Source organism: Methylobacterium sp. DB0501 (assembly GCF_011043735.1).
GTDB lineage: Bacteria > Pseudomonadota > Alphaproteobacteria > Rhizobiales > Beijerinckiaceae > Methylobacterium > Methylobacterium alsaeris.
The window spans coordinates 104,957-117,306 of the sequence record NZ_JAAKGV010000024.1 but is presented as its reverse complement, the minus strand read 5'-3'; the positions used below and the strand labels follow the sequence as shown (position 1 = coordinate 117,306).

11 protein-coding genes are annotated in these 12,350 nt (G+C 72.3%); 1 reads left to right on the top strand and 10 read right to left on the bottom strand.

Annotated elements, in window-relative coordinates:
* The coding region (locus G4G93_RS29005) for an aldehyde dehydrogenase family protein (protein ID WP_165089796.1) at positions 1 to 291 on the top strand (291 nt) is incomplete at its 5' end.
* Positions 292 to 649: 358 nt separating this feature from the next.
* On the opposite strand, the gene G4G93_RS29000 is transcribed toward G4G93_RS29005, so the two are convergent.
* The 10 genes from G4G93_RS29000 to infB form a co-directional block, all read right to left on the bottom strand.
* A complete protein-coding gene (locus G4G93_RS29000) occupies positions 650 to 1,465 on the bottom strand; it encodes an ATP-binding cassette domain-containing protein (protein ID WP_165089794.1) in 816 nt (271 codons plus the stop codon).
* Entirely contained in the window at positions 1,462 to 2,316 is an 855-nt protein-coding gene (locus G4G93_RS28995; protein WP_206290082.1) for an ABC transporter ATP-binding protein, read from the bottom strand. Before G4G93_RS28995 ends, G4G93_RS29000 begins: the two co-directional genes overlap by 4 nt.
* Complete coding sequence (locus G4G93_RS28990) at positions 2,316 to 3,182, bottom strand: ABC transporter permease (RefSeq protein ID WP_165089791.1); 867 nt, start codon at positions 3,180 to 3,182, stop codon at positions 2,316 to 2,318. The genes G4G93_RS28995 and G4G93_RS28990 overlap by 1 nt, the downstream gene beginning before the upstream one ends.
* Positions 3,179 to 4,123 carry an ABC transporter permease gene (locus G4G93_RS28985; RefSeq protein WP_165089788.1) on the bottom strand — a complete coding sequence of 315 codons (945 nt, stop codon included), beginning with the start codon at positions 4,121 to 4,123 and terminating at the stop codon, positions 3,179 to 3,181. The genes G4G93_RS28990 and G4G93_RS28985 overlap by 4 nt, the downstream gene beginning before the upstream one ends.
* Before the next feature lie 268 nt (positions 4,124 to 4,391).
* Positions 4,392 to 5,912, bottom strand: a complete 1,521-nt coding sequence (locus G4G93_RS28980) for an ABC transporter substrate-binding protein (protein ID WP_165089786.1) — start codon at positions 5,910 to 5,912, stop codon at positions 4,392 to 4,394.
* Between the two features lie 124 nt (positions 5,913 to 6,036).
* On the bottom strand, positions 6,037 to 6,948 hold the full coding sequence (locus tag G4G93_RS28975) for a LysR family transcriptional regulator (RefSeq protein WP_165089783.1): 912 nt from the start codon (positions 6,946 to 6,948) through the stop codon (positions 6,037 to 6,039).
* A gap of 99 nt (positions 6,949 to 7,047) precedes the next feature.
* A complete protein-coding gene (locus tag G4G93_RS28970) occupies positions 7,048 to 7,473 on the bottom strand; it encodes a thioesterase family protein (protein ID WP_165089781.1) in 426 nt (141 codons plus the stop codon).
* 14 nt (positions 7,474 to 7,487) lie between these two features.
* Positions 7,488 to 8,519 (bottom strand): tRNA pseudouridine(55) synthase TruB, encoded by a 1,032-nt coding sequence (truB, locus tag G4G93_RS28965; RefSeq protein ID WP_165089820.1) that lies wholly within the window; start codon positions 8,517 to 8,519, stop codon positions 7,488 to 7,490.
* A 126-nt stretch (positions 8,520 to 8,645) separates the two neighbouring features.
* Positions 8,646 to 9,053: a 30S ribosome-binding factor RbfA gene (gene rbfA, locus G4G93_RS28960; protein WP_395413759.1), complete on the bottom strand. Its 408-nt coding sequence runs from the start codon at positions 9,051 to 9,053 to the stop codon at positions 8,646 to 8,648.
* Between the two features lie 184 nt (positions 9,054 to 9,237).
* Positions 9,238 to 12,270: a translation initiation factor IF-2 gene (gene infB, locus G4G93_RS28955; protein WP_165089778.1), complete on the bottom strand. Its 3,033-nt coding sequence runs from the start codon at positions 12,268 to 12,270 to the stop codon at positions 9,238 to 9,240.
* Positions 12,271 to 12,350: the final 80 nt, after the last annotated feature.

The following is a 12,350-nucleotide window of genomic DNA, read 5'->3' as shown; positions in this document are numbered from 1 at the left end:
ATGATCAACGAGCACGAGTTCGGCAACGGGACGGCGATCTTCACGCGGGACGGCGACGCGGCGCGGGAATTCGCGCACCAGATCCAGGTCGGGATGGTGGGGATCAACGTGCCGATCCCGGTGCCGATGGCGTTCCACTCGTTCGGCGGCTGGAAGGCGTCGCTGTTTGGCGACCACCACATGCACGGGCCGGAGGGGGTGCGGTTCTACACCCGCCTCAAGACCATCACGACCCGCTGGCCCACCGGCATCCGGGCCGGAGCCGAGTTCGTGATGCCGACCATGAAGTGACGGCGACGTGAGCGCGCCCCTCCCGCGGGAGGGGTGCCGCGCGAAGACCCGGGACGCCCGAGCGGCAGCCCGGGTCTTTCCGTTCGCGGACGCGGCCGGCGCTGCGGACAGAAAAAAGGCCGCCCTTGCGAGGCGGCCCGAAGTCTAGGGAGGAAACGCCCAAGAAGGGCAGCACCGCCGCGACGCCATCGCCGCGGTGCGTGAAATCGTTTTCACATACCGCATCGCGGGAAGCAAGCGATGCGGCGGAGGGGCGACCATGCGTCGGCGACATGACGCGAGGTCCCCTTCGTGCCGGTCCCGTTCGTCCCGGTCCCCCGTGTCCTGGCCCCCGCCGCGCCCTGGCCCCTCCCCCCGGTCATGCCCGCCGCTTGCGCTGCCCCAGCACCGCCAGGGTCGGCTCGGCGGCGAGCAGCGTGCGGGTGTAGTCCTCGCGCGGATGATCCAGGACCTCGCGCACCGGACCGGTCTCGACCAGGCGCCCGGCCTGCATCACCCCGACCCGGTCGGCGATCTCGTCGACGACGCCGATATTGTGGGTGATGAACAGAACCGTCAGGCCGTGGCGGTCCCGGAGGGACAGGATCAGGCGCAGGATCTGGGCCTGGATCGACAGGTCGAGGGCCGAGACCGCCTCGTCGGCCACGACGAGCTTCGGGTTCGTGATCAGCGCCCGGGCGATGGCGATGCGCTGGCGCTGGCCGCCGGAGAATTCGTGCGGATAGCGCTCGGCGGCGCTGCCGGGCAGACCGACATCCTCGAGCGCCCGGGCGACCAGGGCCCGGCGCTCGCGGCCCCGCGGCGCGTCGTCGAGGAGGTGCAGCGGCTCGGCGACGATGCGCCCGACCGAGTGGCGCGGGTTGAGCGAGCCGTAGGGGTCCTGGAACACCATCTGGAAGTCGCGGCGCTTGCGCGCCAGCGCCTTGGGACCGAGCGCGAACAGGTCGTCGCCGCCGAGCCGCACCGTGCCGCTCGTCGGCCGGTCGAGGGCCATGACGATGCGGGCGAGCGTGGACTTGCCGCAGCCCGATTCGCCGACCACCGCGAAGACGCTGCCCGGCTCGACGGCGAGGCTGACGCCGTCGACCGCCCGCAAGGTCCGGGTGGCGCCGCCCTTGCCCCGCAGGGCGTAGTCGCGGGTGAGGGTCTCGATCGACAGGAGCGGGCCGGTCACCGGGTGCCTCCCGCGGCGAGGCGAGGCTGGTCGCCGAGGCCGGCCCGCGCCCGGCGCGGCAGGGCCGCGATCAGGTCGCGCGTGTATTGCGCGGTCGGGTGGCGCAGGACCGTCTCGGTCGGTCCGGCCTCGACGGCACGGCCGCGGCACATCACCAGGGTCCGGTCGGTGCTGCGGGCGATCACCCCGAGATCGTGGCTGATGAGGATCAGCGACAGGCCGAGATCGGCCACCAGCTCGTCGAGGATGTCCAGAATCTCCTTCTGCACCGTCACGTCGAGGGCCGTGGTCGGCTCGTCGGCGATGAGCAGGTCGGGCTTCAAGGCCAGCGCGATCGCGATGCCGACGCGCTGGCGCTGGCCGCCGGACATCTCGTGCGGGTAGCTGTCGATGCGCCGCGAGGGATCGGGGATCCGCACCCGGTCGAGGAGGCGCAGGGCCTCCGCCCGCGCCTCGGCACGGCCGATCCGGCGGTGCAGGCGGATGCCCTCCGCGATCTGCTGGCCCGCCGTCATGGCGGGGTTCAGCGCGGTCATCGGCTCCTGGAAGATCATGCCGATGCGCCGGCCGCGCAAGCCGCACAGCTCGTGCTCGCCCATCGCGAGGATGTTCCTGACCAGGATGTCCTTGCCCGGGATGTCCTTGCTCTCGAGCAGGATCTCGCCGGAGGTGCGGGCGCTCTTCGGCAGGAGCCCGATGGTGGCGAGCGACAGCATCGACTTGCCCGAGCCCGATTCGCCGACGATGCCGAGGCTCTCGCCGCGGCCGACCTCGACCGAGACGTCGTCGACGACGCGGACCGGGCCGTCGGGCCCTGGGAAGGCGATGGAGAGGTTGCGGATCGCGAGCATCAGGAGGCCTGCCGGCGGCGCGGATCGAGGCGGGCGGCGAGCCCGTCGCCCAGGAGGTTGAGGCCCAGCACCGCGACCGCGATGGCGAGTCCGGGAGCGAGCGCGAGGTGGGGCGCCTGGAGCAGGTAGGTCTGCGATTCGGCGAGCATCCGCCCCCAGGTCGGGGCCGGCGGCGGCAGGCCCAGCCCGAGGAAGCTCAGGCCCGCCTCGGTCAGGATCGCCATGGCGAGCTGGATCGTGACCTGGACGATGATCTGCCCGGCGATGTTGGGCAGGACGTGCTCGACCGTGATCCGCGCCGTGCCCTTGCCGGCCATGCGGGCCGCCATGATGTATTCGCGCGCCCAGATCTGCATCGCCGCGCCGCGGGTGACCCGGGCGAAGACCGGGATCATGAACACCCCGATGGCGACGATGGCGGTGAGCGCCCCGGGCCCGAGCAGGGCGCCGAGCATGATCGCCGACAGGATCGGCGGCAGGGCGAACAGGGCGTCGCAGATCCGCATCAAGACCGCGTCGAACTTCGATCCCGCCGCCGCCGCGACCCCGGCGAGCGTGCCGAGCACCGCCCCGACCGCGACCGCCGCGAAGGCGGTGGTGAGGGAGTTGAAGGCGCCGCGCATCAGCATCGAGGCGACGTCGCGCCCGAGATGGTCGGTGCCGAGGAGCCCCGAGACCAGCGGTCCCTTGAGCTTCTGCAGGATGCGCATCCGGGCCGGATCCTCGGGGGTCCAGACCAGGGACGTGAGCGCGATGCCGACGAGGCACGCCGTCAGGATGCCGCCGATGAGGAGCGCCGCGCTGCCGGGGCGCCAGCCGCGCCGGAGCCGCAGGACCGGGCCGGGAAGCTTCGCCAGGGCCGTCATGCGCGCCTCCTCAGGCGGGGATCGACGACCGTGTAGAGCAGGTCGACGCCGAGATTGACCGCGATGACGATCGTGGCGAACACCATCACGACGTTCTGGATCACGATCAGGTCGCGCTGGGCCAGCGCCTGCCAGGCGAGCCGGCCCATGCCCGGCAGGGTGAACACGTTCTCGACCAGCACCGCGCCGCCGATCAGGAACGAGATCTGCAGGCCCAGCATGGTGATGACCGGCACCAGCGCGTTCGGCACCGCGTGGCGCCACAGGGCGCGGGAGACCGAGGCGCCCTTGGCCCGGGCGGTGCGGACGAAATCCTCGTTCATCACCTCGACCACCGAGGCCCGCGTCACCCGGGTCAGCACCGCCGATTGCGGGATCGCGAGCGCGAGCGCCGGCAGCAGCAGGGCGCGCAACGCCGCCGCGGGCTCGCCCCAGCCCGGAAAGCCGCCGGCCGGCAGCCAGCCGAGGCCGAGCGCCACCACCATGATGAGCATGAGCCCGATCCAGAAGTTCGGCACCGCGATGCCGGCCTGCGCGTAGAGGGTGGCGGCGCCGTCGGCCACTCCGCCCGGACGCGCCGCCGCGGTGACGCCGAGCGGCAGCGCGATGCCGACGGCGAGGAGGACGGCGAGCCCGGTGAGCGGCAGCGTCACCGCAAGCCGCTCCAGGATCAGCCCGCCCACCGGCACGCCGTAGGTGTAGGACAGCCCCATGCTGCCGGTCATGAGCCCGCCGAGCCAGCGCAGGTAGCGAATGGCCGCCGGCGCATCGAGGCCCATCTGGGCGCGCAGGGCCGCCAGGGTCTCGGGGGTCGCCGAGGTGCCGAGCATCGCCGAGGCCGGGTCCCCCGGCACGATCTCCATCATGCAGAAGACCAGGATGGAGATCAGCAGGAAGGTGACGGCGAAGCCGGCGGCGCGGCGCAGGAGGTGCCTCAGCATGACGCGAGTCTCGAAGCCCGCTCGATGGGCTGCTTCAGTTGATCTGGCGCACACGTCGACACCTCTCCTCGTCATCCCGGGGCCGCGAAAGCGGAACCCGGGACCCATGATCGCTGACAGGTTAGAAGACATCGAAATGCGTTCCGCCTCATCCGGCACCGTCGGCGGCCATGGATCCCGGGTTCCGCGGCACGGCCCCGGGATGACGATGGAGGGTTCGAGTTCGTTCGGCCAACTCGAAGGGACGTCCTGCCGGCGGCGGGCTCCCCTACTCCGTCCACCGCACCTCGGTCAGGTCGTTCGACGGCACCGGCTCGTTCTTCCAGAACCCCGTCAGCTTGGCGCGCCACACGCTGAGCTTCGGCAGCACGAACAGGAACAGGGCCGGCACGTCCTCGGCCAGGATCTCCTGCGCCTCGCCGTAGAGCTTCAGCCGGGTCGCCTCGTCGGTGGCCGCGGCGGCCTTCGCCACCACGTCGTTGAAGGCTGGATTCTTGTAGCCGAAATAGTACGGGTCGTTGGAATAGATCGCGATGTCCATCGGCTCGGCATGGGCGATGACCGTCATGTCGAAGCTGCGGTCGCGCATCACCTCCTGGACCCACTTGGCCGGGAACTCGGTCGGCACGATGTTCATCGTCACGCCGATCTCCGAGAACATCGCCTGCAGGATTTCCGCCGTGCGGGTGGCATAGGCCATCTGCGGCGACTTGAAGCTGAAGGTCAGGCCCTTGGCGTAGCCGGCCTCCGCCAGCAGCGCCTTCGCCTTCTTGGGATCGTAGGGGTAGACCCCCGTCAGGTCCTTGTAGCCCGGATCGTTGGGCGTGTAGTGGCTGCCGATGGCTGCGCCGTAGCCCGAATAGGCGCCCTCGATCAGGAGCTTGCGGTCCACCGCCATCATCAGCGCCTGGCGCACGCGCTTGTCGCTGAAGGGCTTCGCGGCGTTGTTCATGCCGGCCACGACCTTCATCTCGGTCAGGCCCGGCTCCGCCGTGAAGGCCTTATCCTTCTGGAAGGCGGCGTAGAGCTCGGGCGCCGGCAGCAGCGGGAAGGCATCGACGTCGCCGGCCCGGAGCGCCGCGGCGGCGGCCTGGGGGTCGCCGATGAAGCGGAACGTCACCCTGTCGAGATGGACCTTGCGGGCGGTGTCCCAGTAATCGGGGCTGCGCGTCAGCTCGACCCGGTCGCCCTTGCGCCAGGAGGCGAAGCGGAACGGCCCGGTACCGACCGGATTGGTCTTGAGCCCGTCGCGCGATTTCGGCTCGACCATCACCGCCGCCGGCTGGCCGAGCCAGAACAGCAGGTTGCCGGAGGGCTTCGCCAGGGTGAGGACCAGGGTCTGCGGATCGGGCGCCTTCACGTCGGCAATGACCGCGTAGAGCGCCTTCTGCGGGTTGACCGAGCCCGGCGCACGGATCGCGTCGAGGGCGAATTTCGCGGTCTCGGCGTTGAACGCCTCGCCGTTGTGGAACTTGACGCCCGGCTGCAGCGCGAAGGTGTAGGTCAGCCCGTCGGGCGAGATCGTCCAGCTCTTGGCGAGCTGCGGCTGCACCTTGCCGTCGCGGTCGATCCGGGTCAGGCCCTGGAACACGTTCTGCCACACCACCTGGCCGATCACCGTCGGGGCGGCGCTGGTCGGGTCGAGGCCCGGGGGCTCCACCGGCATGCCGACGACGAGGTCGGTGCGCGGGGCCGCCCAGGCGCCGCCGGACAATCCCGGTAGCGCGAGCGCGGCCAGAAGGGCGCTCGCCAGGATGTGGCGGCGCGAGGAGCGCGTGAGCAGGACCATGGAACCCCTCGGATTGGCGTTGGGCCGGCCGCCTCTGTCGTGCGGCTCGGTGATGCCGCTAGGAAATCAGGATTTTTGGTGTGGCCGCAACAGCGATCTGGTGCGCACCCCGTAGCCGAAACCGCTACACCTCGGCCTCTGCGCAGAAAACCGGCATGTGGTGCTCGAGAACCGCCGCCAGCTTGGCGGCGGCGAAGGAGAGCGGCCGGTCGCGCAGGTGCGACAGGTCGAGATGGGTGCGGATGCGCAGGTCCCGGAACGGCCGCGCCACCAGCGCCCCGGCGGCCGCGTCGCGCCGCACGCTGAAGGACGGCAGCACCAGCACCGCCCGGCCGCTTCGGGCCAGCTCCAGCTGGACCTCGAGGGCGCTGGTGGTGAAGACCGGATCGAGGGCGGGGAGGCCGGCCTCCCGCATCTGCGCGTCGAGGGCCTGACGCACCCCGAACGCGGCGTCCGGCACCGCCACCGGATGGGCGAGAAGGTCGCGCGGGTCGATCTGCAGGCGGTCGGCGAGGGGATGGTCGGGTGCCATCACGGCGGCGTGGTCGACCGGCACGCGGCAGCGCAGGACCGTCTCGGCCCGCGGCGGCGTGAACAGGGTCACGGCGAGATCCGCCTCGCCGTCCGCCAGCGCCTGCATGGTCCGGCCGACGCTCGCCACCACCACCTCGAAGCGCACCTCCGGATAGGTCACGGAGAACTCGGCCAGCGCCGGCACCAGCAGGCCGGAGGCCGCCGCCCCGCTGGCATAGACGGTGACCCGCCCGGCCCGCAGGCCCTTGAGGTCGTCGATCAGGGTGCGGACGTGGTCGAGCTCGCGCAGGGTCCGGGCCGAGCGCGCAGCGAGCAGCTCGCCGGCGGCGGTGAGGCGGATCCCGGTCGGGTCGCGCTCCACCAGCGGCGCACCGAAATGGTATTCGAGGTTCTCGATCTGCCGGCTGATCGCGGTCGGCGCAATGCCGAGCTTTTCCGCCGCCCGCCGCATCGAGCCGTGCCGGGCGAGCTCGTTGAAGTAGATCAGGGCCCGCAGCTGCACGGCACGCACCATCCTGATGGTCGCGGCGAACCTCGACGAGGTGGAGGAACCGCCCCAGACCTACGCGGCGAGGCACGCCGCCGCAAGGGAAGCGGACATTCACCCCACCTCGACCACCAGCCGCGCCGCCTCGTCCCCGGCCGCCCCGAGCGGCACCGGCCGCCGCGTCGCCTTGTCCAGGAGCACGCAGACCGACTCGGCCTCGCCCGCCACCACGTCCCCGGTGAGGACCCGGTGGCGGAAGCCCAGCGAGGTGCGGCCGGCGCGGGCGAGCCAGGTCGCGGTGCGGATTCGGCCCGGATAGTGCAGCTCGGCCCGGTAATCGATGACGAAGCGGGCGATGACGAAGAAGGTGTCGGGGGAGAGCAGCGGGGTCAGGCGGCTGGCGAAGAACTGCACCCGCCCGCTCTCGCAGAAGGCGGCGAAGACCGCGTTGTTGACGTGGCCGTTGGCGTCCGTGTCGCGGTAGCGCAGCACGTCCTCGCTCCACAGCACCCGCGGATCGCTCGCCGGATCGTCGGTCATCGCCCGCTCCCTCGTCAGCCGTTGCGCGGGGCGGTGCCGCCGAGGTGGAAGACGCGGTGCGGCACCAGTTCGCCGCGCTCCACGTCGCCGACCGCCACCAGCACGCCGCCGCAGGTCGCGTAGGCCTTGCCCTCGGTCGGCGCGTCGCGGCCGCGCAGGATCACCGGCTGGCCGCGCATCAGCCGCATCGCCATGTCGCGGGAGACCGGGACGTGCGGCACGGCGTCGAGCGCCGTCTCGACCGGGCGCAGGACCGCGGCATTGGCCTCGGCCTCGGCGGCCTCGAGCGCCGCGACGGTGCAGGACTGATCCTCGGTGAAGGGGCCGACGCGGGTGCGGCGCAGGGCCGAGACGTGGCCGTAGCAGCCGAGCACCCGGCCGAGGTCGCGGGCGATGGCGCGAACATAGGTGCCCTTGCCGCACTCGGCCTCGATCACCGTGCGCTCGGGGGTGTGGGCGACGACCGCCAGCCGGTCGATCTGCACCGGGCGGGCGACGAGTTCCACCACCTCGCCGTCGCGGGCGAGGTCGTAGGCGCGCTCGCCCTGGATCTTGATCGCCGAGTAGCGCGGCGGCACCTGCTCGATCGCGCCGACGAAGCGCGGCAGCATCGCCTCGACCTGCTCCTGGGTGGGGCGGTCGTCGGACGTCGCGACCGGGCGGCCTTCGGCGTCGTCGGTGTCGGTCTCGACGCCCCAGGTCACCGCGAAGACGTAGGCCTTGCGGCCGTCCATCACGAAAGGCACGGTCTTCGTCGCCTCGCCGAGCGCGATCGGCAGGATGCCGGAGGCGAGCGGGTCGAGGGTGCCGGCGTGGCCGGCCTTCTTGGCGTTCAGCGCGCGCTTGACCGCCGCGACCGCGTGGGTCGAGGTCATGCCGACGCCCTTGTCGAGGATCACCCAGCCGCTGATCTCGCGGCGCTTGGGCCGGTCGCCCGGCGGGCGGCCGCGGCCGCGCGGCCGGTCCTGACGCGGGGCTCCGTCGCGACCCTCGCGGGCGGGGCGGGTCGCCTGCGGCGCGGGCTCTGCGGGCTGGTCCTCGTGCATCGTCATCGTCGTGTCCGTTCTCGAACGGCTGCGGCCGCGGGACGCAGGCCCGCGTTGGTCCGTGCCGACCTGTGATGGAATTCAAGTCCTCGACCCGGGCGCCGGTTCGCCGGCCCGGGTGACGTCCTACTCCTCGGCGTCCGGCTCGGACCCGAGGTCGCGCTGGACCTTGTCGCTGCGCAGGAGCGCGTCGATGCGCGCCGCCTCGTCGAAGGTCTCGTCGCGGCGGAAGCGCAGGTCGGGAGCGAATTTCAGCGCCACCCGCCGGGCGACCTCCTGGCGCAGGACCTTCTTGTTGCGTTCCAGCGCCTCGATCACCGGGCGCTCGTCCTGGCCGCCGAGCGGCATGACGTAAGCCGTGGCGAGCTTGAGGTCGGGGGACATCCGCACCTCCGGCACGGTGATCACGTGCTGGCTCAGCACCGGGTCCTGGATGTCGCCGCGGCTCAGCACCTCGGCGAGGGCGTGCCGCACGAGTTCGGCCACGCGCTGCTGGCGCTGCGACGGGCCGGTGGATTCCTGGGGTTTGCGCACCATCGTCTCTCCGGGCTCGGACCGGGCCGCGGGGCGTCTCGTCCCGCCACGGCCTCGCGGCCGTCTGGGGCCCTCACGGCTGCATCGTGAACCGACGAGCCCGGGACGCTGGCGTCCCGGGCTCGCGGTCGTCTCTATGGGCCGCCGCCATGGCGGCGAACGGCCGATGGCAGCGGGATCGCCGTCAGAGCGTGCGACGCTCCTCGTGGACGATGTAGCACTCGATGACGTCGCGGGGGCGCATGTCCTGGTAGTTCTCGAAGGCCATGCCGCATTCCTGGCCGGCCGCCACTTCCTTGGCGTCGTCCTTGAAGCGCTTGAGCTGCGAGAGCTTGCCCTCGTGCACCACCACGTTGTCGCGGATGAGGCGGACATGGGCGCCGCGCTCGACCCGGCCGTCCTCGACCCGGCAACCGGCGATCTTGCCCACCTTCGAGACGTTGAAGATCTCGAGGATGCGCGCCTCGCCCAGGCGCTCCTCGCGGAGCGTCGGCGGCAGCAGGCCCGACATCGCCGCCTTCACGTCATCCACGAGGTCGTAGATGATGTTGTAGTAGCGGATCTCGACGCCCGCCCGCTCGGCGGCCTCGCGGGCCTCCTTGTGGGCGCGGACGTTGAAGCCGACCACGACCGCACCGGAGGCCTGGGCCAGGGTGATGTCCGACTCGGTGATGCCGCCGACACCCGTGTGCAGGATGCGGGCCGCCACCTCGTCGTTGCCGAGCTTCTCGAGCGACCCGGCGATGGCCTCGACCGAGCCCTGCACGTCGCCCTTGATGACGAGCGGGAACTCCTTGCGGCCGGCGCCCTCCTTGAGGTCGCGCATCATGTCCATCAGCGTCCGGCCGGCACCGCTGCCGGTGGCCGCCGCGCGCTCGCGCTTCACGCGGGCACGGTACTCGGTGACCTCGCGGGCCCGGGCCTCGTTCTCGACCACCGCGACGCGGTCGCCCGCCTCCGGCGTGCCGTTGAAGCCCAGCACCTCGACGGGAACCGAGGGACCCGCCTCCTTGGTGTTGCGAGCGGTATCGTCGACGAGCGCCCGCACGCGGCCCCACTCGGCGCCCGCCACGATGATGTCGCCGGTATGCAGGGTGCCGCGCTCGACGAGCACCGTCGCCACCGGGCCGCGGCCGCGGTCGAGCTTGGCCTCGATCACGGTGCCTTCCGCCGAACGGTCGGGGTTGGCGCGCAGGTCCAGGATCTCGGCCTGGAGGGCGAGGCCCTCCAGCAGCTCGTCGAGGCCGTCCTTGGTCTTGGCCGAGACCTCGAATTCGAGGGTCTCGCCGCCCATCGACTCGACCTGGATGTCGTGCTGCAGCAGCTCGGTGCGGACCCGCTGCGGGTTCGCGTCCGGCTTGTCGATCTTGTTGATCGCCACGATCAGCGGCACCTCGGCCGCCTTGGCGTGGGAGATCGCCTCGATCGTCTGCGGCATGACGCCGTCGTCGGCCGCCACCACCAGCACCACGATGTCCGTTACCTTGGCGCCGCGGGCGCGCATCGAGGTGAAGGCAGCGTGGCCCGGGGTGTCGATGAAGGTGATCCGGCCGCCGGACGGCGAGGTCACCTGATAGGCGCCGATATGCTGCGTGATGCCGCCCGCCTCGCCGGAGACGACGTTGGCGTTGCGGATCGCATCGAGCAGCGAGGTCTTGCCGTGGTCGACGTGGCCCATGATGGTCACGACCGGCGGACGCGGCATCGTGTCGTCGTCGGTATCGGGCTCGTCGAACAGGCCCTCCTCGACGTCCGACTCCGCGACGCGGCGCACGGTGTGGCCGAGTTCCTCGGCGATGAGCTGCGCCGAATCCGAGTCGATCACGTCGGTGATCTTGTGGATCTGGCCCTGCTTCATCAGCATGCGGATGACGTCGACCGCCCGCTCGCTCATCCGGTTGGCGAGTTCCTGGATGGTGATCGTCTCGGGGATGACCACCTCGCGGGCCAGCTTCTCCTTCTGCTCCACCTGGCGGTGGCCGGTCAGGCGCTGGTTGCGGCGGCGGAACGAGGCGAGCGAACGGGTGCGCTCATCCTCGCCCGAGGTCGCCGTCGCGATGGTCAGGCGGCCGCGGTTGCGGTCGCCGCCCGGCGACTTCGGCGTCTTGGGCGGGGTGATGACCTTGAGCGGCATGCCGGGACGGCGGATGACCCGCTTGGTCTCGGCCTCCTCCTCCGCCGCGGCCGGGCGGCCGGTGGCGGGGCGCGCGGCACCGGCGGCGCCGGTCGCGGTCTTGGCCGCCGCGGTCGCGGTCTTGGCTGCCGCCGGCTGCTCGGGCTTGGCGGGCTCGGGCTCCGGCTTCGGCGCCGGGCGGGCCATGAAGTTCAGGTCGCGCGGCTTGCGGGCATCGGCCGTCAGCGTGCGGCGCGGCTCGGCCGGGGCGCTCGGACGGGTGATCCCGGTGCTCGGCGTCGCCGGGCGGGTGCCGGCAGGGGCGGCCGGACGCGCAGCGGCACCGGCCGGGGCACCCGGACGGGCGGCGCCGGCGGGGCGTGCACCTGCAGCGGCGGGACGGGTGCCGGCCGGAGCAGCCGGGCGGGCCGCACCTGCGGCAGCCGCCGGACGGGCGGCGGCCGGAGCCGCGGGACGCGGGGCGGCGGGCGCAGCCGCCGGCGCCGCGGGGGCGGCAGCCGGAGCGGGGGCGGCAGCGGCGGGAGCCGGGGCGGCAGTCGCGCGGGCCGCATCCTCCTGGGCGCGGCGCTCGGCCTCCTCGGCGGCGCGGCGCTTGCGCGCATCCTCCTGGCGGCGGCGCTCCTCCTCCTCGTGCTTGCGGGCCTCGGCGGCCTCGCGCTCGCGGATCTCGGCGGCCTCGCGCTCGGCGCGGCGCTGCGACTCCTCGGCGGCGCGGCGGCGCTCCTCCTCCTCGCGACGCTTGGCGTCGACGAGGGCGGCCATGCGGGCGCTCTGCTCCTGATCGCTCAGGGTGCGCAGCACGACGCCGGACCGCGCAGCGGCCGGGCGATCCTGGCGCGACCCGCCGGGGCGGCCCTGCCCCTGGGGGGCGGAGCGCGCCTGGCTCGGCGCCGCCTCCTTCGGCGCAGCCGGAGCCGGCGCGCCGCCGGGGCGACGTTTCACCGTCTCGACCACGACCGACTTCGAGCGGCCATGGGAGAAGCTCTGGCGCACCGTCCCCTGCTCGATCGGACGCTTCATCGACAGCGTCTTCGCGGGGCCGGTCTGCAACGTCTTGTCGCCCGGATTCTTCGTCTCACTCATTCAGTTCAGACCCTGGGGGTTCTCATCCGTCCCGGGACCCGGCCTCCCGGCGGCCGCCTCCCATCGTATTCCCGGGAGCG